General features: G+C 67.0%; 16 protein-coding genes. 3 read left to right on the plus strand and 13 right to left on the minus strand.

Annotation, left to right across the window (positions count from 1 at the left end; genetic code table 11):
- Window positions 1-109: 109 nt before the first annotated feature.
- Window positions 110-757 carry a protein-L-isoaspartate(D-aspartate) O-methyltransferase gene (locus ACR4XJ_RS03560; protein ID WP_434753907.1) on the minus strand — a complete coding sequence of 216 codons (648 nt, stop codon included), beginning with the start codon at window positions 755-757 and terminating at the stop codon, window positions 110-112.
- Between the two features lie 407 nt (window positions 758-1,164).
- On the opposite strand from ACR4XJ_RS03560, the gene ACR4XJ_RS03565 reads away from it, so the two are divergent.
- Together ACR4XJ_RS03565 and ACR4XJ_RS03570 are read left to right on the plus strand one after the other, a co-directional pair.
- Window positions 1,165-1,593, plus strand: coding sequence for a CBS domain-containing protein (locus ACR4XJ_RS03565; RefSeq protein ID WP_434753908.1), 429 nt, complete (start codon window positions 1,165-1,167; stop codon window positions 1,591-1,593).
- A 75-nt stretch (window positions 1,594-1,668) separates the two neighbouring features.
- A complete protein-coding gene (locus ACR4XJ_RS03570; RefSeq protein WP_434753909.1) occupies window positions 1,669-2,979 on the plus strand; it encodes a M23 family metallopeptidase in 1,311 nt (436 codons plus the stop codon).
- 95 nt (window positions 2,980-3,074) lie between these two features.
- Here the strand turns inward: ACR4XJ_RS03570 and ACR4XJ_RS03575 are convergent, their stop codons facing one another.
- The 4 genes from ACR4XJ_RS03575 to ACR4XJ_RS03590 all read right to left on the minus strand — a co-directional run bounded on the left by ACR4XJ_RS03575 (window position 3,075) and on the right by ACR4XJ_RS03590 (window position 12,498).
- The gene (locus ACR4XJ_RS03575; protein ID WP_434753910.1) at window positions 3,075-3,452 is read right to left on the minus strand and encodes a DUF488 domain-containing protein; all 378 of its coding nucleotides are present in this window, start codon (window positions 3,450-3,452) and stop codon (window positions 3,075-3,077) included.
- Between the two features lie 286 nt (window positions 3,453-3,738).
- Window positions 3,739-7,317, minus strand: coding sequence for a PEP/pyruvate-binding domain-containing protein (locus ACR4XJ_RS03580; protein WP_434753911.1), 3,579 nt, complete (start codon window positions 7,315-7,317; stop codon window positions 3,739-3,741).
- A 272-nt stretch (window positions 7,318-7,589) separates the two neighbouring features.
- Window positions 7,590-11,294, minus strand: a complete 3,705-nt coding sequence (locus tag ACR4XJ_RS03585; RefSeq protein ID WP_434753912.1) for a pyruvate carboxylase — start codon at window positions 11,292-11,294, stop codon at window positions 7,590-7,592.
- An 85-nt stretch (window positions 11,295-11,379) separates the two neighbouring features.
- Window positions 11,380-12,498 (minus strand): biotin--[acetyl-CoA-carboxylase] ligase, encoded by a 1,119-nt coding sequence (locus tag ACR4XJ_RS03590; RefSeq protein ID WP_434753913.1) that lies wholly within the window; start codon window positions 12,496-12,498, stop codon window positions 11,380-11,382.
- Window positions 12,499-12,597: 99 nt separating this feature from the next.
- Between ACR4XJ_RS03590 and ACR4XJ_RS03595 the strand changes: the two genes are divergently transcribed.
- The gene (locus ACR4XJ_RS03595) at window positions 12,598-13,920 is read left to right on the plus strand and encodes an HD domain-containing protein (protein WP_434753914.1); all 1,323 of its coding nucleotides are present in this window, start codon (window positions 12,598-12,600) and stop codon (window positions 13,918-13,920) included.
- 104 nt (window positions 13,921-14,024) lie between these two features.
- Here the strand turns inward: ACR4XJ_RS03595 and ACR4XJ_RS03600 are convergent, their stop codons facing one another.
- From ACR4XJ_RS03600 to rpoN, 8 genes are all read right to left on the minus strand, one after another.
- Window positions 14,025-14,945, minus strand: a complete 921-nt coding sequence (locus ACR4XJ_RS03600) for a manganese-dependent inorganic pyrophosphatase (RefSeq protein WP_434753915.1) — start codon at window positions 14,943-14,945, stop codon at window positions 14,025-14,027.
- A 153-nt stretch (window positions 14,946-15,098) separates the two neighbouring features.
- Entirely contained in the window at window positions 15,099-15,644 is a 546-nt protein-coding gene (locus tag ACR4XJ_RS03605; RefSeq protein ID WP_434753916.1) for a hypothetical protein, read from the minus strand.
- A gap of 154 nt (window positions 15,645-15,798) precedes the next feature.
- Entirely contained in the window at window positions 15,799-16,263 is a 465-nt protein-coding gene (locus ACR4XJ_RS03610; protein ID WP_434753917.1) for a PTS sugar transporter subunit IIB, read from the minus strand.
- A 4-nt stretch (window positions 16,264-16,267) separates the two neighbouring features.
- The gene (locus ACR4XJ_RS03615) at window positions 16,268-16,756 is read right to left on the minus strand and encodes a PTS sugar transporter subunit IIA (RefSeq protein ID WP_434753918.1); all 489 of its coding nucleotides are present in this window, start codon (window positions 16,754-16,756) and stop codon (window positions 16,268-16,270) included.
- Between the two features lie 105 nt (window positions 16,757-16,861).
- Complete coding sequence (gene rapZ / locus ACR4XJ_RS03620) at window positions 16,862-17,743, minus strand: RNase adapter RapZ (RefSeq protein ID WP_434754312.1); 882 nt, start codon at window positions 17,741-17,743, stop codon at window positions 16,862-16,864.
- A 303-nt stretch (window positions 17,744-18,046) separates the two neighbouring features.
- The gene (locus tag ACR4XJ_RS03625) at window positions 18,047-18,496 is read right to left on the minus strand and encodes a PTS sugar transporter subunit IIA (RefSeq protein ID WP_434753919.1); all 450 of its coding nucleotides are present in this window, start codon (window positions 18,494-18,496) and stop codon (window positions 18,047-18,049) included.
- Window positions 18,497-18,505: 9 nt separating this feature from the next.
- Window positions 18,506-19,051: a ribosome hibernation-promoting factor, HPF/YfiA family gene (gene hpf, locus ACR4XJ_RS03630; RefSeq protein WP_434753920.1), complete on the minus strand. Its 546-nt coding sequence runs from the start codon at window positions 19,049-19,051 to the stop codon at window positions 18,506-18,508.
- A gap of 124 nt (window positions 19,052-19,175) precedes the next feature.
- Window positions 19,176-20,618, minus strand: coding sequence for an RNA polymerase factor sigma-54 (gene rpoN / locus ACR4XJ_RS03635; RefSeq protein WP_434753921.1), 1,443 nt, complete (start codon window positions 20,616-20,618; stop codon window positions 19,176-19,178).
- Window positions 20,619-20,658: the final 40 nt, after the last annotated feature.

Here is a 20,658-nt window from a genome sequence, read left to right on the forward strand (position 1 = left end):
GCAAAAACGGGGGCAAAAGCGCGCGGGCGGAGGGGGGTGCGCCGGAGCGGTGTGTGCGGCAACGCACGCGCCGGGCCGGCGGCAGGGCTCAGGCCGGCAATTCCGGGGATCAGCCGCGCCAGCCGTGCGTGCCCACCAGATCCACGAAGGCCACGCCGCCCTTGCTTTCGCGCACCACGCGCCCGCCTTCCTTGCGCACCACCACCAGTTCCTGCATGCGCTTGCTGGCCCCCACGGGGATGACCAGGATGCCGGGGTCGGCCAACTGCTCGATGAGCGGGCCCGGAACCGCGGGCCCGCCCGCCGTGACCAGGATGCGGTCGTAGGGGGCGGCCTCGGGCCAGCCCAGGGTGCCGTCGTCCAGCTTCAGCCGCACCTTACGGTACTTCAGCGTGCGCAGCAGGTCGCGCGCGGCGGCGTGCAACTCGCGGATGCGTTCCACCGTGTACACGTCCAGCCCCATCTCGGCCAGCACGGCGGCCTGGTAGCCGGAGCCGGTGCCGATCTCCAGCACCCGCAGGCCCGCCTGCGGCTCGATGATCTGCGACATGAGCGCCACGATGAACGGCTGCGAAATGGTCTGGCCGTGCCCGATGGGCAGGGGGTGGTCCTCGTAGGCCTGGGCGCGCAGGGCTTCCTGCACGAACAGGTGGCGCGGCACGGAACGCATGGCCGCGAGCACGGCCGGGTCGGTGATGCCGCGCGTCTCGAGTTGCTGTTTCACCATGCGCTCGCGGTTGCGCTTCATGTCGAGCATGCGCGGTCCTCTCTGGAATGGGTGCCCTGCCGGGGCCGCATCGCGGGTGCCCGCCGGTTCACGGCCCGGCGAGACGGGCGACGCGCACGGCGTGGCGCGCCGGACCTTGCAGGACGGCGCGGGACGCAGTGGCGAACGCCACGGCTCGGAATGCCAGGCGCGGGCGAGCGGCGGAACAAGGGCGCAAACTGTCGGGACGGGCGTTGCGAGCCGCCTCGTCCATACGGCCCCGGCATGGTTTGGAAAACAGATTTTGCCTCCGGCGTCAATCCGGACGCCCGCGCAGGCCGGGGCGGCGGGTGCGGCGGAACGCCGCCTGCCTCCCTCAACCGGGCGCGGCGCCCCGGCTGGCTTGACTTATACGCGGAGTATGCGACACTTGCCGAAACATGCATGCGGGGGAAACCATGCTCTACGTCGGCGACCTCATGTCCACCGGCCTCTTCACCCTGAAGAAGACCGACTCGCTCCGGGCGGCGCGCTCGTTGATGCAACTGGCCCGCATCCGGCACATTCCCATCGTGGATGCCAAGGGCGACTTCCAGGGGCTGCTGACCCACCGCGACATCCTGTCCGCCACCATCTCGCGCTTCGCCGACGTGGACGAGGCGGTGCAGAACGAGATCGACTCGGGCATCCCCGTGGGCGAAATCATGCGCACCGACGTGGTGCGGGTGGCTCCGGGCACCCTGCTGCGCGACGCGGCCGAACTGCTGCTGCATCACAAGTACGGGTGCCTGCCCGTGACCGACGGCGACCGGCTGGTGGGCATCGTGACCGAGGCGGACTTCCTGAAGCTGACCATCAGCCTGCTGGATGCCGTAGAGCATCCTTAGGCGGGCCACACCAACGGTTTGGACACGAGCCGCCCGGCTTTCAGGGCGGCTTTTCACTTGAAAGGATCAGGAGACATGACTGCAGCAAAGAATCTTTCCATCGTGATCGTCTTCGCGGCCCTGCTGGGGCTGCTCGGCATCGGCGGCTTCATGCTCTTCCAGGACATGGAAGGGCCGGAAGTCATCCTTACCCCGGACACGGGGCGCGCCTCGCCGCATCAGGACCTGACCCTGACCCTGCGCGACAAGAAGTCGGGCATCCGGTCCGTCACCGTCACGGTGAAAAAGAATTCCCACTCGCTGGTCGTGCTCGACAGCGCCTTCTCCGACGGCCGCCGCGAACAGCGCGTGACCTTCAACCTGAAGGACGCGGGCCTGAAGGACGGGGCCTTCGACCTTGAGGTGCGCGCGACCGACACCTCGCTGGCCGGGTTCGGCAAGGGCAACACCACCACCAGGATCTACCCCATGCGGCTGGACACCCAGCCCCCGCGCGTTTCGGTGAAGAGCATGCCCCCCTACGTGCGGCGCGGCGGCACCGGCTCCATCCTCTACTCGGTCAACGAAGAGGTGGAACGCACCGGGGTGAAGGTGGGCGACCTGTACTTCCCGGGGTTCAGGCAGCCCAGCGGCGACTACATCTGCTTCTTCGCCTTCCCGCACTTCCTCACCGTGGCCCAGTACGCGCCGGAAATCACCGCCGTGGACCTTTCCGGCAACGCCATGGCCAGCCGTCTGGTCATCCGCCCGCTGGACAAGGCGTTCCGGCATGACAACATCAACCTTTCCGAAAGCTTCCTGGCCAGCAAGATGCCCGAGTTCGAGCAGGAGGTGCCCGGCGAGATGACCCAGCTGGAGCGCTTCCTGAAGGTGAACAGCGAACTGCGCACCGCCAACGAGCGCACGCTGCTGGAAGTCGGCAAGGACACCGGGCCCGCCATGCTCTGGCACGGCGCCTTCCAGCAGTTGCCCAACTCGGCCACCAGGGCCGGATTCGCCGACAACCGCAGCTACATCTACAACGGGCAGAAGGTGGACAACCAGACCCACCTGGGGCTGGACTTCGCCTCGCTGGCCATGGCCGAGGTGCCTGCGTCCAACAGCGGGCGGGTGGTCTTTGCCGGGCAGCTGGGCATCTACGGCAACCTGGTGATCGTGGACCACGGCCTTGGCCTGCAAACCCTGTACTCGCACCTCAGCGAGATTTCGGCCAACGTGGGCCAGCAGGTGAAGAAGGGCGACATCATCGGCAAGACCGGCACCACCGGCATGGCCGGCGGCGACCATCTGCACTTCGGGGTGACCGTCAGCGGGGTGCAGGTGCAGCCCGTGGAATGGCTGGACCCGCACTGGATCGAGGACAACGTGACCTCGCGCCTGAAGTAACCCCCCTGCCCAGCCGGTTTCGCCCGGCCGGACGCAGGACGCATGAACGCACGGCGGGGAGTCCCATGGGCTCCCCGTCTTCTTTTGTGCCAGTGCTATCCGTCCCTCTGCTCCCCTTCCAGGAATGCCTTCAGGGCCACGGCGTTGTTGTGGGCTTCGTCCCGCGCCGCGAACAGCAGCGTGACCCGGTCCGGCCCGGCGGCCAGGCGGCGCAGCCGCTCCATATCCTCGTGCTTCGACGCGCGCAGTTCCGCATGGTAGCGCGCCATGAATTCCGGCCACCGGTCGGGGTCGTGGCCGAACCAATGGCGCAGGTCGTCGGACGGGGCCACGCCGCGCAGCCAGTGGTCGATGCGGGCCGCCTCGCGCGCAAGGCCGCGCGGCCACAGCCGGTCCACCAGCACGCGCAGGCCGTCTCCGCCACCCGCCGCATCAGGGGATTCGTATACCCGCCGGACATGCAGTTCGCCCATGGTCGCCTCCCTGTGTCTGATGGGCCAGAGGGATCAATCTTCCCATGAAATGCGACCTGGGGCGGCCCGTGGCAAGGGCAGGCGGCTGCATGTGCCCGGACTTCGCGCCTTTTCCCTCTGCCCCGTGTCCATGCGCCCGGCGCACGACGGAAAACGGGCGGCCCGGAGGCCGCCCGTCAGCACATTCATTTGTCCGTTCACTCTTCCATTCACTCGCCCGGTCATTCCGGCATGCATTCCGGGCACGCCGCACGGCGTGGCGGAACGGTCGCCGCGTCTGCCACGACTACCACTTCTTGGCGCGCTGGGCCTCCAGGGCCTTGGCCTGCTCCTCGAAGCTGGCGAACCCGGCCTGGTGCAGGGCGTCGGACACGGTGCCCGCCCAGTCCCAGGTGGCGTAGATGACCGGCTTGTGGAAGGTGGCCCGGAACTGTTCCAGTTCGGAGCGGTAGAACTTTTCCTTGGGGGTTTCCAGGCTTTCGCGCAGCAGTTCGTGCAGGCGGCGCAGTTCGCCTTCGTACCAGTCCATCAGGTCTTCGGCCTGGGTGTACTTCTTGAGGATGTGGCCGTAGCCCTTTTCCTCCAGCAGCGCGCGCAGGTTGGCCAGATGCTGGTTGCGCAGCCAGTTGCCCAGTTCCGAGGTGGGGATGTTCTCCGCCTCCACCTCGGCCATGTCCAGCTTGGTCTGGTAGTAGGTGTCGGGCACCACCGAGGCGGACACGATGCCCGCGATGGCCACCAGGCCGCGCAGAATCTTGCTGTTGGACACGCCCTGGCCGCAGAAGCCCACCTTGCGGGCGCACTTCTGGCCGGTGAAGATGGTGACCAGGATGGCCCAGACCACGGCCGGGTCTTCCTCGTCGTAGATGTGGCCCAGGCGCGCGTTGTCGCGGTCGGTGGCCAGCACCATCTGGGTCATGTCGTTGGAACCGATGGAGAAGCCGTCGAACTCCTCGATGAACTGCTTGGCCAGCACGGCGTTGGACGGGATTTCCGACATCTGGATCATCTTCAGGCCGTCCACACCGCTCTTCAGCTTGTGCACCTGCTCAAGGTAGCGGCGCATGGAGCGCGCTTCCTCAAGGGTGCGCACGAAAGGCAGCATGAGTTGCAGGTTGCTGCCGCCGTACACGCCGCGCGCCAGCTTGAAGGCTTCGATTTCCCAGTCGTGCAGGTTGCGCGACACCCCGCGGAAGCCCAGCATGGGGTTGTCCTCGACCTGCTCGAACAGGTTGCCGCCCAGCAGGTTGCGGTACTCGTTCGACTTGAAGTCGGTGGTGCGGTAGACGATGTCCTTGCCGTAGAAGGCCATGGCGAACAGGGCCAGCCCCTGCGACAGGGTCTGGACGTAGTGTTCCTTGCCGGTGCGGAACCCGCGCGAGCGGATCAGGGCGCGGATCTTGTCCGGCACGGCGCGCATGTCGTCCATTTCCTTCTGCAGGCCGCTGCGCAGCCCCACCTCGTGGCGCAGGCGGGCGATCTTGGCCAGCGCGTCCTGCACGGCGGGGATGTCCTCGATGCGTTCCACATGGGCGCGCACGTTGGCCTCGATCTCGGCGCGGCGCTTCACCGTGTCGGGGTCGATGCCGTTGAGCATGGCCAGCTGGTCGTCGTAGCCCATGACCACGCGCACGTGGTCTTCAAGGTCGATGGACGTCTTCAGGATGTCGATGCGCCGGGTGGCCAGTTCCACGTGCTCGTCCAGCCGGTGGTCCAGTTCGCGCATCTTGCGGTGCATGACCAGCACCTGTTCGGTGCCGCGCAGGTTCTCGCGCGAGGCCAGGGCCTCGATCTCGGCGGACAGGCCGGTGATGTGGCCCACGTACTCGCGCAGCTTCATGTCGATGGCGATGAGCCCGGCGGAAAGCTGCTCGCGCAGGATCTTGGACAGGCGGGCGTCCAGTTCGCGCAGCTTGGCCTGCACCGCGTGGTCCAGTTCGCCGCTGTCGAAGGCTTCCAGCGCCTGCGGGTGCACGCCGATGTTGCCCAGCATGAATTCCGCGCGCAGCAGGCCCACCTCGAAGTCCTCCACCTCGCGCAGGCGCGAGAGGAACATGGCCTGGCCCACGTCGGCCAGGATCAGGCCGACCTTGGTCTTGGTGGAGGGCAGCCTGGACAGGTCCATCTCGCCGCCCACTTCGCGCAGGGGCAGCATGCCCCGGTACACCCGGCCCCGGGTGCCGTCCACGGTCACTTCCTGGCCGTCCAGGGCGCGCAGGATTTCCAGGCGCTGGATGCCGATGACGGCGGGAATGCCCAACTCGCGCGAGGTGATGGCCGCGTGGCTGGTGTCGCCGCCCACGTCGGCGAGGATGGCGGCGGCCACGCGCATGCCGGGCACCATGTCGGGGTCGGTGCGGTCGGCGGCGAGGATGTCGCCCTTGTTGATTTTGTTCAGTTCCAGCGCCGAACGCAGGAACTTCACCCTGCCCTGCCCGGCCCCGCGCGACGCACCGTTGCCTTCCAGCAGCACTTCGGCCTGGGTGGCCGCCTTGGGGTCCACCTCGCGGCGGCGCATGAAGATGGTGTGCGGGTGCTTTTCCAGTTCTTCGTTCCAGCGGGTCTCGGGACGGGCCTGCACGAACCACAGCCGGTCGGCCGAGTCGATGCAGAATTCGGTGTCCATGATCATGCCGCCGTAGGCGCGGCTGATGGCGCGCACGCCCTTGGCCACCTGCTCGGCCTGGGCCAGCGAGAGCGACCAGCGGTAGGCCTCGATTTCCGGAACCGAAACCTTCTTGGTGCCACCCTTCTCGTCGTAGACGATCTTCTTGTCCTTGCAGCCCATCTGGCGGATGACCACCTCGGGCCCGTCGTCGCGTTGGAAGACGTAGAACTTGTCCGGGGTGACCATGCCGCCCACCACGGCCTCGCCGAGGCCGTAGCTGGCGTCCATGCCCACCAGGTCCTTGCGCGCGGTGCCCCGGCAGCCGGTGGCCGTGTCCGCGCTGAAGGCCGTGCCGGAAATGACCGGGTTGATCATGCGCATGATGCACACCGAGAGCGAGGTGTTCTCGATGGCCCATTCCTGCTTGGCCTTGATGGCGATGGCTTCGTCGCCGGTGGCTTCGGCGCGGGCCTGGGCGTCCAGGATCGCCTCGCGGCGGTAGGTCATGGAGCGCAGGTTGTAGGCCGATGCGCAGTCCCAGTGGTAGGCGGCGGACACGCGGCTTTCGCCCACGATGTTCAGGTAGGTGTCCTGCAACCCGGCGAAGGCCTTCTTGCGCGAGTCTTCACCGGCTGCGGACGAGCGCACGGCCACGGGCACGTCTTCCGCGCCCGCTTCCTTGCAGATGGAGCGGTAGGCTTCGCGCACGCATTCGTCCACGGCCTTGGGCAGTTCCACGCACAGGATGCCCGCCTGCACCAGCACCGAGCGCTTGCGCAACTGGTCGATGCCTTCCGGCGAGGTGGCGAAGCCTTCCACCACGTTGTTGACGAAGGTGCGCAGCTTGATCTGGGTCTGGTCCGGCTTGGCGGAGGCCTGGGCGCGGATTTCCTTGGCCAGGTTGCGGACGAACTTCTGGAGGAACTCCGAGTCCTTGTTGATCTCGGGGTCGTTCCAGTCGATGCGGTTGTATTCCTTGTCCACGGTGGCGCGGACGAGCGATGCGTTGACCCTGGTTTCGTCGAGCAGCATGTGGAATGCCTGCGACGATATGGCGCGGAACTCGGGTGCGCGGATTCCTTCCACCTGGCTGATGATGGCGGTGTTGTAGTTCTTGCCGCCGACCAGCAGTTCGGCGTCGTCGCCGATGCGCACGATGTCGGCGCCGGTCAGCACCAGCTTCTTGGTGAGTTCGGAAATCTCGGCGCCAGCCTTGGCGGCCTTGGCCGCGGGCTTTTCAACCGGAGTTTTGCCCATTCGTGAATCCTCCTGTGGGGGATAGAAACGCTTGCCTGAAGGTCCGATACCCGAAAACGACGGTCTTGTCCCATGCGCCGGAGCGCGGTGGTCAACCCGTGGGCATCATGCAGGGGGCTGGCATGGGGTGCCGGTCTCCTTATGGTGGGTTCTCGCATCGTCGCCCGCGGCCCCTTGCGCAAGGCGGGCCGGGCGGTGCCTGATACAGCCGGAAGATGTGGAACCCGCGCACGGCCCGGACCTGTGGCCGGTGGCCGCGCGCGGGATGTTTCCTACGGGTTCAGCGGTTCGCCGCAGTACGGGCAGAAGTCGATGCCCTCCATGGTGATGGGCCGCGAGCACGCCGCATTGGGGCAGGTGCGCGGGATGGGCCCAAGCTCCACGATCAGTTCGCCCTCGCGGACGGGGATCATCTGCTTGCTTTCGCGGTAGTCGGCGGTCTTCAGCACGCGCTTGACCATGCCCGAAACCGGGGCCAGCACGGCCTTTTCCTGCTTCATGATGGAGATGTTGAACAACTCCTCGCCCTGCTTCACCACGTCGCCGGGGTGCACGTACATCACCCACAGGTCGCCGTTGCTGGGCGCGGCCACGTGCAGCGGGTTGGCCGGGTCGGCCTTTTCCATGCCCTTGGCGTCGGCGATGGCGGCCTTGGCCACCTGCACCTCGCAGCTCATGAACTCGGAGTCCAGCACGTAGCGCACCACGCTCATGCCCGCCTCGTTGGGACGCGAGATGCTGAGCAGCGCCAGATGGTGCGGCTTGCCGTTGGCGTCGAGGAAGTTCAGGTCCTCGCCGGGGGCGATGCCCTCGAACCACACGTCCAGCGGCAGGCTGTTGGGGTTGCCGAAGCGGGCCCGCAACTGGATGGTCTTGATGGCGTCGCCGGGGTGGTTCAGGTAGAGGACGAACTCCTCTTCCGAGGGCTTGCGGCGCATGATCTCGACGTAGCCGCGCTCTTCCGCCGCAAGGTCCACGTCGGCCAGCGAATCCAGCGGCGACACCTCGGTGCGCGAGGCGATGGCCTTCTTCCATTCGTTGCCGAAGGCGCTTTCGTACACCCAGTCGGCCGGGAAGCCGAGGGGCAGCTTGCCGAAACGGCCCAGCAGCAGGTTGCGGAAGGCGTCGTTGCAGTCCTGGTAGATGGACAGGCGGGCCTTGCGCATCTCTGCCGAAAGGTCGGCCTCGTCGTGCCGGGCCACGTGGTCCAGCACTTCCAGCAGGTAGCGCACCTCTTCCTCGCCGCCGCGCTTGTAGGCGTTGGTCACGGCCAGGAAGGCGGTGTTCCAGGTCACCTGCGAGCCGGGCGTCACGTCGTGGTAGCGCACGATCTTGCGGGTGCCCGCCAGGAACTTGAGCATGTACGGCAGAAGGTGGATGTACCCCTGCTTCATGGCCCCTTCCTGCGACGACGAGGTGGCCCCGCCGGGCATGGCGTGCTCGACCACGTCGTGGTCGATGCCCTGGAAGTACGGCGCGCAATAGCGGTCGTAGTACGGCATGATCTGCTTGAGCACGAAGTTGCAGTCGCGGATCATGTTCTTGTTCAGGTTGGTCTTCAGGCCCAGTTCATCCTGGATGTAGGCGGCCGTGGCCAGCACATCGCCCTGCCCGTACGAGCGCACCGAAGCCCCCAGGGCCGTGTCCACGATGTGCGCGCCCGCCTTGGCCGCCGCGCCCACCGAAGGCACGAACAGGCCGTCGGTGTAATGGCGGTGGTAGTGCAGCACCAGCGAGGGCCAGCGCTTGCGCAAGGCGGTGACCAGGGCGGTCATGAACCGGGGCGGGCACATGCCCGCCATGTCCTTGAGGCCCAGGATGATCATCTTCGCGGCCTGCTCGGGGCCGACCCCGGCCACGCTGCCCGCCATGCGCAGCACTTCCTCGGTGACGCCGAGGTAATGGTCCACGTCGAAGCCCTTGGACCACGACAGCGACAGCGCGGGCTCGAAGACCACGTCGGTGCGGTTCAGCGCAACTTCCGCGAAGGGCCGCATGTTCTCGATGTGGTTCAGGAAGTCGAAGCAGCGGATGACGTGGTGGTTGTCGCACACCATCTCGCCGGTCATGCGCATGAGGTTCTTCGGCTGCGGCTTGTAGCCCAGCACGTTGGTGGAGCGGATCAGGATCTGCTTCAGCGTCTTGGGCGCGAAGCGGTTCCATTCCTTCGCTTCCGAGAACGGGTAGGTCATGTTGGCCAGGAGCGCCACGTGGAAGTGCGCGCCGCCGCCGTTCTCGATGGAGAAGAACCCGCAGTTGTCCAGGTACGGGCCGATCAGCGCGTCCTCGGCCAGCCGGAAGCGGTTGCCGCTGTTGGACTGGGTCATGTCGCGCGGGGTGGTGTCGGTGAAGTGCACGTGGCCCGCGTCGCGCAGGTAGTCGAGCAGCGCCGTGCGGTCGCCGGTGGGGTACGGCGAGGGCGCGCGGCGCACCGCGCCGGGGATGTGCGGCAGCACCGGCTCGAAGCGGGGCATGCGCGGGGTTTCGCGGGTGCGGTATTCACCCAGCTGCACGTAGGGGTTGTAGCCCTTGGCCGAAATCTCGGCCACCAGCCGGGCCAGGCGTTCCGCCTCGGGGGCGAGGTCGGAGTAGCACATCAGTTCCGGCGTGTTGGCGATGAAGTTGGTGTCCAGGTCGCCCGCGCGGAACTTGGGGTGCTTCAGCACCTGCTTGTAGAACGGGATGGTGGTCTTGATGCCGCCGATGACGTACTCGCCGAGGCAGCGCTCCATGATGCCGAGCACCTTCTCCCAGCCCTGCCCGTAGGCGATGAGCAGCGAGCCCGCCGAGTCGTAGTTGGACGGAAACTCGTAGCCCGCGCACATGTTCGAGTCCAGGCGCACGCCGGGGCCGCCGGGCGACACGTAGCGGCTGACCAGGCCCGAGTTGGGGGCGAAATGGTTCTGCGGGTCCTCGCAGTTGATGCGCACCTGCATGGCCACGTGCTGCGGCGTGGTGTTCTCTTCGGTGAAGCGCAGCCTGGCCCCGAAGGCCACGGCGATCTGCTCCTCCACCAGGTCGATGCCGTAGCGGCATTCGGTGATGCCGTGCTCCACCTGAAGGCGGGTGTTGACCTCGATGAGGTACGGGGTGCCGTCGGCGGTGACCAGGAATTCCACGGTGCACAGCGAATGGTAGCCCACCTCGCGCACCAGCATGCGCGAGTATTCCTTCAGCCGTTCGCGCAGTTCCGGGGTGATGCCCGGCCACGGCGACGGCGTGATCTCGATGAGCTTCTGGTGGTTGCGCTGCACGGTACAGTCGCGTTCGTCGAAGGCGAACACGTTGCCGTACATGTCGGCGATGACCTGGATTTCGATGTGGCGCACCGAGGGCAGGTACTTTTCCACATACAGGCGCGGGTTGCCGAACGAGGCTTGAGCCATGGTGGACGCCTTCATGAAGGCGTCGGAAAGCTCTTCCGCGCGATGGATGGCGAAGATGCCCCGGCCGCCGCCGCCGCCTTCGGCCTTGAGCATGACCGGCAGGCCGATCTCGTCGATGATGGTGCGCGCGGTGGGAATGTCCACGGCCCCTTCGGAACCGGGAACCACGGGGATATCCAGCTTCTTGGCCAGCTTGCGGACCTGCACCTTGTTGCCGAGCAGGTTCATGGCCTCTGCCGTGGACCCGATGAAGGTCAGCCCGGCGGCCGTGCACTTGGCGGGGAAGCGTTCGTCTTCGGAGGCGAAGCCCCATCCGGGATGGATGGCGACGATGCCGCGCTGCTTGGCCAGCGCGATGATGTGGTCGATGTCCAGATACGCTCTGGGGTCGGAGCCGAGCAGCAGGAGTTCCTGCGCTGCGGAGGCGGCCGGAGAGGTCTTGTCGATGTCGGTGGCGGTCATCACGGCCACGGCATCGAAGCGTTCACGGATGGAGCGGCAGATGCGGCGGGCCGGGATGCCCCGGTTGGCCACCAGAATCGCCTTGCCCCTCACCTCTTCCAACACCTGCTCGAAGGTCTTGATGCCCATCTAATCCTCGGTATCCTGGCTGTCCGGCCCGCAACGGGCGACCGGAATTGACGTGCGCGCATGCGCGGGGCGCATGGAATACGGATCACGAAGGTATGGGCGTGATGCTGCCGGAGCGGAGTATGTGTTCCCTGCCCGAAATGACAATCCGCAGGCCCCCCTGCGGTTCGAGTCCAAGAATCCTGCCCGGACAGTCACCCACATCGCCACCGTGAACCACAACCCCACGGCCTACCCAGGCAAGATGCTTTTCCGCGCACGATACGAAGTCGGCCCCACCGGCGCGTAGAACTTGCGCTTCATAGCAGAAAAGCGCACCACCCACAAGATGGCGCCACAGCGTCAGCGGCGTGGCGGAAATGCCACGGCCGGCCAAGCTGGCGGCGGGCACGGCCCAGCCCTGGCGCAGGGCCTGGGGGGGCGGGGCCGACACGAGATTGATGCCGATGCCCGCCAGCACCACCCCGCGCCGCTCCTCGATCAGCATGCCGCCGATCTTTGCGTCTGCCAGCAACAGGTCGTTGGGCCATTTCAACTGCACGGGAACGCCCAGCGCGGCGAAGGACTCCGCGAACATGCAGCCCAGGGCGATGGCCGCCGCTTCCGTGGCGAACACCCCGGAGGCGGGCAGCCGCCACGCGGCGTAGATGTTGCCCGGCGGCGATTCCCACGGGCGGCGCAACTGCCCGCGCCCGGCCCGCTGCGATACGGCCAGCACCGCGCCCCATTCGGGCAGGGCACCGGCGGCGGCCAGGGCGTGGGCCACGTCCAGGCTGGAGGTACACGGCCCGCAAACGATCACCGGCGGGAAGGAAGAGGTGGAGGCAAGAGACAGGGGCGTCCCGCCGGACGGTGCATCCCCACCCTGCTCCGCGCCTGATGACGCCGCCAGCATGGGCACGGACCCCACGCTGATCGGGACGAAACCGGCGCAGGCGGCCAGGTCGTCCCGCCAGCCGGGCAGGCCGCACAGGATTTCGGGCGGCAGCGGATCGGCCATCCACGGGGGGACGGCATCTGCTTCGGGACCGGGCGCGGTGGCGGACGGCGGCAGGGGCAGCCCTTCGTGCAACAGGTGCGCAACAGGGGCGCCCTGCCCCCCCGGGCTGGCCGCGCGGTCAGCGGCATGGTCTGGGGCATGGTCAGCGACATGATCTGGGGCATGGCCGCCGGTGCGGATGGCGTGGCCATTGCTGCTGGACATGGCACCTCCCGGCACGGGGCGGAGGTTTTTCCCGCGGGACGGGGACGTTGCGGAGCCGTGCGCATTTCCGTCCGGGGTGAAATGGAGTACGCTTGGCCCATGAAGACGTATCTCGTGGGCGGAGCCGTGCGCGACCTGCTGCTGGGCAGGCATGTGCGCGAACACGACGTGGCCTTCGAGGGCGACGCGGCGTGTTTTGTACGGCAGAACCCCCGTGCCCGCAAGGTTGGCCGCGACGTAGACGTGTATCTCGTGGACGGTGTGGAGCACATGCCCCTGCGCGGCACGCTGGACGAGGACCTGGCCGCCCGCGATTTCACCGTCAACGCCCTGGCCATGACCGAAGCGGGGCTGGTGCACGCGCATCCGCAGGCGCTGCAAGACCTCGCGCACCGGGTGCTGCGCCCGGCATCGCCCACGGCGCTGGCCGACAGCCCGGTGCGGGCGTTCCGCGCCGCGCGCTTCGCCGCGCAGTTTCCCGATTTCTCGGTGCACCCGGAAACCCAGGACCAGATGCGCGCGGTGGCCGCCAGCGGCGCGCTGGACGCCCTGCCCGCCGAGCAGGTCTGCCGCGAAACCCTGAAGGCCCTCGCCGCGCCCTGCCCCGGCCGCTACCTGAAGGTGCTGCACGCGGGCGACTGCCTGCCGCCATGGTTCTCCGAACTGGCGGGAGCCGACGCCGTTCCCGCAGGGCCTGCGCGGTATCATGCGGGGTCGGTGCTGGACCACGTGGCGCGGGTCATGGACATGGCCGCCGTGCTGGCGGCGCACGAGGCGGACGGCGCGCCGCCGTTGCGCCCGGAACTGGTGACCTGGATGGCCCTGTGCCACGACCTCGGCAAGGTGACCACGGCCGCGGACGTGCTGCCGCACCATTACGGCCACGAGGAGCGCGGCGTGGCGCTGGCCCATGCGCTGGGCGCGCGGCTGTCCATGCCCAACCGGTTCATCGAGGCGGGGGAAATGGCGGCCCGGCTGCACATGCGGCTGGCCCGCCATGGCGAACTGCGGCCCGGCACGCGGGTGGACCTGCTGCTGGAACTGCACCTGCGCGGGCTGCTGCCCGCCATGCGGCTGCTGGTGCTGGCCGACGGTACCGGCAAGGGCATGGACACCGGCCCCGATTGCGCGCTGCGCCGGGCGGAGGATGCGGCGGACGTGGCGGCATCACCGTCCGCTTCCGGCACCGGCGACGCCCTTGCGCCGTACGGCCCGCCGCGCATTCCCGATGCCTGCCTGTCCCGGCTGGAGGCGCTGCGCCGCCGCACCGAGGCGGAACTGGCAACCCTGCTGGCCGTGAAGCTGCCGCCGGAACTGCGCAACAAGGGCGCCGCCTCGGGCGCGCACCTGCGCGAACTGCGCAGCATGGCCCTTGCCCGGCTGGACGGGCGGGCCGCCCCGCACGGCAGCCAACGGGACTGACCGGCCACGCCGCCATCACGCCGTCGCCCCGCCTCCGCCAACGCAAAAGGCCCGGCGACAGATGCCGCCGGGCCCGATGTGCGTCGGTCGGGTTGCCGCTTCGACTAGCCCTTGAAGGCCTTTTCGAAGTTGGGGACGACCTGCTTCTTGCGGCTCATCACGCCGTCGAGCCACACCGACTTGCCTTCGGCCTTCACGCCGAACGCCTTTTCGACCACGGAGGCGTCGTCCGAAACGATCAGCATTTCGGAACCTTCCTTCATGATGTCGGTCAGCAGCAGGAACACCGAGTGGCGGCCTTCGCCCTTCACCTTGGTGATTTCTTCGTACAGGCCGGCCTTCACGGGCTCGAGGATGGACAGGTCCACCACTTCCAGCTGGCCGATGCCGACCTTGTTGCCGCCCATGTCGAAGTCCTTGTAGTCGCGGAAGACCAGGTCCTTCATGGACGCGCCTTCAACGGCGGACTTCACCTTGAACATTTCCATGCCCAGGGCCATCACGTCGGCCACGCCCGCGATCTTGGCAAGGGCCTCGACGGCCTTCTTGTCTTCGGGGGTGCAGGTGACGGACTTGAACATGACGGTGTCGGACAGGATGGCGCACAGCAGGCCGCCGGCGATGGCCTTGGGCACCTCGATGCCGTAGAAGTCGTACATCGCCTTGATCACGGTACAGGAGCAGCCCACCGGCCACACCCACATTTCCAGCGGGTTGGAGGTGGTCACGTCGCCCAGCTTGTGGTGGTCCACCACGCCGAGCAGTTCGGCGTCGGACAGGTCGGCGGGCAGCTGCGCGCGCTCGGTGGTGTCGACCAGGATGACCTTCTGGCCAGCCACGGAGGTAACCACTTCGGGGGCCTTCAGGCCGAACTTGCCGAGGACGAATTCGGTTTCGGGGGTGCACGCACCCTGCGCGACGGGCTTGGCTTCGATGCCGCGCTTGGTCATGAGGTCGGCAACGCCGATGGCGGCGATGATGGAGTCGGTATCGGGGTTCATGTGACCAAGGACAAGAGCTGCCATGTCGGTTTTCCTCCGTTGCATGTGGCATTGGGGTTTGGTGCTGCGAGTAGCTCGCATGCTGCTGCGAAATTGTTTGTGCCAAATAGCACAAACATTCCCGGCTGCCAAGTACCCCCGGCCCACGCGACGTCAATTTCCGGTGACGAATGCGAATCAGATGAACGAAGCCACCGACGCGGCCAGCAAGGCCAGCGCGAAGGCCACATAGGCCCGGCGCAGGCGCAGCGCCAGCATGCCGCCCATGGCCCCCACGAACCACACGTGCCCCCAGGCGATTCCGGGAACGGAAGGAAGATTCCCGATATAGTTGGACATCAGCTCGATAGTTCCCACAAGCACAAGCAGCCACAGGCAGAACAGGCCCAGGTTGAGCGCGAACAGTTCGCCCAGCGAACGCACCATGATGCGCCACAGGGGCGAATCGCCCTTGCCGGGGTGTTCGGCCACCCTGCCCCAGTGCAGGAGGTCGGTGTACTGCTGGTTGCGCCAGCGGCGGTGCAGGTATTCCACGTGCGCGCCGGTGAGCGCGGCGGGCAGCGTGAGCAGCACGGGAATGGCCAGTTGCCCGGCCGATTCCAGGCCGAAGTGGCCGGCCACGGTCAGGGCCAGCAGCAGCGAGATGATGGAATTGGGCGGAATGTAGGTGCCTGCGGGGAACAGGTCGAGCCAGAACAGTTCAAGGAAGATGGCGAGATGCATGGAAAGCCCCCACTCGCCGGTCATGACGGCCCACAGAAAGCCGATGGCGAGCGGGCGCTCCAGAAAGCCCAGGTTCAGCGCGAAGCGCAGCAGCGAAAAAACGGCAAAAAAAAAGCGATGGGCAGCGCGAGGGTGAGCACGGGCAGGAATTCCGTCATGACCACCCCTTTATCTGCACCGGTTCGTTGGGCACGCAGCGGAAATCCAGGGCCACGGAATGGCGGCTGAAGAAGCGCAGGCAGGCTTCGTCGTCGTCGGAGACGGAAACGTGCGCGCACAGCTGCTTCTTGCCGGGCGTGTAGTGCAGGTTGCCGATGTTCAGGGTGTTCATGCCCACCCCGGCGTCGAAGGCGCGGCGGGCGTCGGCGCACGTGGCGAAGAGCACGAGCGTGTCGTCCCCGTCGTCCGTGCGCCCGGTACAGTACTGGGCCAGTGCGTCCACCCGTACGAAGTGCACTTCCACCCGGCCGGGAATGGCCAGCGAGACGATCTGCTGTTGCAGGTCGTCCGCGGCAAGGGCGTCGTTGGCCACCAGCAGGCGCCTGGCCCCGGTGTAGGGCAGCCACGCCTCGATGATCTGGCCGTGCACCAGGCGGTTGTCGATGCGGAACCAGAGCATGGCCCTACCCGTTCTTGACCCGGCTGCGCAGCAGTTCGCCCGCCGCCACGATGCCCTTGGCGCCCGCGTCGCGCGCATCGCGCGAAAGGGTGGCCAGGTCGCCGCCGCGCCCGCCGAACACCTTGAGCAGCATGGGCAGGTTGACGCCGGTCAACACCTCCACGTTGCCCTTGCCCAGCAGCGCCAGGCTGAGGTTGGTGGGGGTGCCGCCGAACATGTCGGTAAGGATCATGACCCCGCGTCCGGTGTCCAGGCGTTTCACCGCCTCGTTCAGGCGCTTCACCGTCTCGTCCACTTCCAGCGAGACGTCCACGCTGATGGAGGCGCAATCCTGCACCGGGCCGAGGATGAATTCGGCGGCGCGCAGCAGCGCCGCGCCGTAGTCGGCGTGGGTCACCAGGATCACCCCGATGCGCGGTTCCTCGGGGGCCTGCCCGTTGTCGTCCCGCCCCTTGCGGGGGCGGCCTGCTTGATGCTGTTCGGTGGTGGACATGCTGTTGCGTTCAGGCCGTGCCTGGTGTGTTTGAACGGGGTTGGGGCGTCATGCCGCGCGGCGCAACATCCGCCGCCGGGCGGGATGATGCGCACGGGCGGCCTGTCAGCCCAGTTCCATGTGACGGTGTTCCATGGATACGGCATAATCAGATTTTTTCAAAGCGCGAAGCAGGGCCTCCGCCACCGCCACCGAACGGTGCCGCCCGCCGGTGCAGCCAATGGCGATGGTCAGGCGGTAGCGGCCTTCCGCCTCGTACTGCGGCAGCAGGAAGTGCAGGAAATCCACCAGCCGGGCGAGAAAGGCGTCGCCATGCCCCGCCTCCAGCACGTACCTGGCCACCGGCTCGTCCAGGCCGGAAAGGGGCCGCAGGTCGGGCACGAAGTAGGGGTTGGGCAGAAAGCGCAGGTCGAACACCAGGTCCGCGTCGGCGGGCACGCCGTACTTGAACCCGAAGGTGACGATGTTGATGCGCAGCGAACGGATGCGTCCCTGGATGGAACTCCACTTCTTCTGGATGACCCGGCGCAGGTCGTGGATGGAGTAGGTGGAGGTGTCCACCACGAGGTCGGCGGTTTCACGCACCGGCGCAAGGCGCAGCCGTTCCTGCTCCAGGGCCTGTTCCAGCCCCATGCCCTCGCTTTCCAGGGGGTGCGGGCGGCGGGTGGTGGCGTAGCGCCGGTTGAGCACGGCGGGGTTGGCTTCTATGAACACCACCGCCGGGCGTATGCCCATGCCTTGCAGCCGTTCCAGCGATTTTTCAAGATTGCGCACGAAGTTGCTTTCGCGCAGGTCCATGCCCAGCACCAGGCCCTGATAGTGGGCCAGCGCCTCGCGGTTCAGGATGGTGACCATCTGCGGGGCCAGGGTGGCGGGCAGGCCGTCCACCGTGAAATAGCGCAGGTCTTCCAGCACGTTGAGCACCGTGCTCTTGCCCGCGCCGGACAGCCCGGTGACGATGATGACGGGAAAGTCGGCGGCGGCCACCGGGCTGCCCGCCTCGGCCGCCGCGTCTCCGCGTGCTTCCGGGCCTTTGCCGGTGGCCGGAAGCGGGACGGATACGGCGTCGGACTCCGCCTGGGCGGGTGATATGTCGGACGGCGTGGCCTTGGTGGGCATGGCGGACTCCTCGGGCGGCCCGTGCCGGATGCCGTTGCGGTGGGCGCTGCGATGTACGCTGGCGGTTACAGGTGGAGCATGCGCGTTACGGCCTGACGGCGGACGGTGCGGCCAAGGACCGCCCTGCCCCGCCGTTCCGGCGTGCCCGCGTCATGGGTCACGCGTCACGGATCAGGTGGTCCGCATGATGGCCCGGAAGGCCTCGCCGTCCGGCGCCTCGAGCATGGCGCGGCGGAACTGCGGGTCCTTCAGCAGGCGCGAGATGTGGGCCAGGATGCGCAGGTGCATGCCCGCCACCTGCTCCGGGGCCAGCACCAGGAAAAAGAGGTGGCAGGGCTTCATGTCCAGCGCGTCGAAGTCCAGGCCGGGCACGCTGCGCCCCACGGCCACCACGATGTCGCCGATGGACGCCAGCTTGCCGTGGGGGATGGCCACCCCGTCGCCGATGCCGGTGGTGCCCAGGCCCTCGCGGTCCTGCAGCACGCCCAGCGCAACGGCGGCATCCACTTCGGGATGCCGCCGCACCACGGCCTGCACGAGTTCCGCCAGCACTTCCTTCTTGGTGCCGGCGGAGAGCTCGGGCAGGATCAGATCATCGTGAAGATACTCCGAAAGCCTCATGTATGACGCCTAGACGACCGGATCGATAAGGCCGAAATCGCCGTTGCGACGCCGGTAGATGATGTTCACGCGTTCCACTTCGGCGTTCAGGAACACCAAGAATTCGTTGTCGCCCTGGTCGAGCTGCATGGCCGCCTCGTCCACGTGCATGGGCTTGGGGGCGAAGTGGTCGGTGCCGACGATGGTGCGGTCCTCGCCTTCGCCCATGGTGCTGAAGGTGAACACGTCGATGCCCTTGCCCACCTTTTCGGACTGGACGGAGCGGCGGCGGTCCTTCTGCTTTTCCACCTGCTTGCGCAGCTGCGAATCCAGCTTTTCCAGCACCAGGTCGATGGTGGCGTACATGTCTTCGGACTGCTCGACGGCGGACAGGGTGAACCCGTCGCCGGCCATCTGCACTTCCGCCTTGTGGCGGAACTTGTCGACGGAAAGGTTCACCTGCATGTCCAGGGCGGACTTGCCGACGAACCGGCCAAGCTTTTCAAGACGGCGGCGGGCGTACTTCTTCAGGTGGTCGGAGGGTTCGAAGTTCTTGAAGGTGAAGGCGATGTTCATACGCTCCTCCAGTGGTGAGAGGGGGAATGCGGCGCGCGGCCCGCACGCGGGGTGCGGCTGCCGGATGCGCCGCCGGCGACGGGTGCCCCCCTGGTCGCCGGGTCGGGCGCGGGGGCACGGGCCGTCAGAACAGTTCCTTCCGCTTGGAAGAGGAGGGAATGTCCATGGCAGTACGATACTTCGCAACGGTCCTGCGGGCAATATTGACTTTGAGCTGTTCCTTCAGAATTTCGCCGATGCGCTCGTCGCTCAGGGGTTCCTTGGGGTCTTCGCCGCCGATCAGCTTCTTGATCAGCGCCTTCACGCTCTCGGAACCCACCTGGCTGCCGTCGTCCAGTTCCAGCGCGCTGTTGAAGAAGAACTTCAACTCCACGATGCCGTGCGGGGTGGCCACGTACTTGCTGGTGGTGATGCGGCTGACCGTGGATTCGTGCATGCCGATGTCGTCGGCGATGTCCTTGAGGATGAGCGGCTTCAGGCGCGAAACCCCGTCCTCGAAAAAGCCCCGCTGGTACTTCACGATGGATTCCACCACCTTGTACAGCGTGCGCTGGCGCTGGTACAGGCTCTTGATGAGCCACGATGCCGAGCGCATCTTTTCCTGGAAATATTCGCGCTCGCCCGCCGACGCGGCCGCCGCGGCGGACCGCTCGTACATGGTGCTCAGTTGCAGGTGCGGCAGGCCGTCCTCGTTGAGCATGATGATGAAGTCGTCGTCGTACCTGTAGACGTACACGTCGGGGCTGACGAACTGCGGGTCGCTCCCGCCGTAGCTGGCGCCGGGCATGGGGTCCAGGGTCTGGATGAGGTCCAGGTATTCCTTCAGGTCCTCCATGGTCAGGCGGAACTTGCGCAACAGCGGCTTGTAGCGGCGCTTCTCAAGGTCTTCCAGGTGGTCGCGCACCAGTTCCACCAGCACCTTGTCGCGCGTGTAGCCCAGCATTTCTATCTGCACCAGCAGACATTCCTGCGCGGTGCGGGCGGCCACGCCCACGGGGTCGAAGCGTTGCAGGGCGTGCAGCACCGGCTCCACCTCGGCCGGGGCCACGCCCGCCATCTCGGCAATTTCGTCGAGGGTGGCGTGCAGGTAGCCGGACGAGGCGATGTTGCCGATGATCACCTCGCCGATGTCCTTCTGGCGCTCGGTAAGCGAGGACAGGCGCAACTGCCACATCAGGTGCCCTTCCAGCGAAGGCTTGGCGGCGTAGCGCGCCTCGAACGAGGTCATCTCCTCCGGCAGTTCCGATTCGCGCACCGTGGACTGGCGGCTGGTGCTGGCGAAGTCGCCCAGGTAGTCCTCCCAATCGGCCTCGCGGGCAATCTCGCGGTCGTAGGCGGCATCTGCGGCGGTGGCGGGATCGCTGGCGGCGTCACGCTGGTCGGGCGTCTCGGCCAGCGGTCCCTCGTCCTGGGTTTCCTCCAGAAACGGGTTTTCCAGCAGTTCCTGCTGCACCGTCTCGACAAGCTCCAGCCGCGAAAGCTGCAACAGCCGGATGGCCTGTTGCAGTTGCGGCGTCATCACCAGTTGCTGGGTGAGCTTGAGCTGTTGTCTGAGTTCCAATGCCATGCGTGGACAACCCCTGGACCTTTCGAGGCCCTATGCACCT

This window comes from Nitratidesulfovibrio sp. D1 (assembly GCF_051133415.1).
GTDB lineage: Bacteria > Desulfobacterota > Desulfovibrionia > Desulfovibrionales > Desulfovibrionaceae > Cupidesulfovibrio.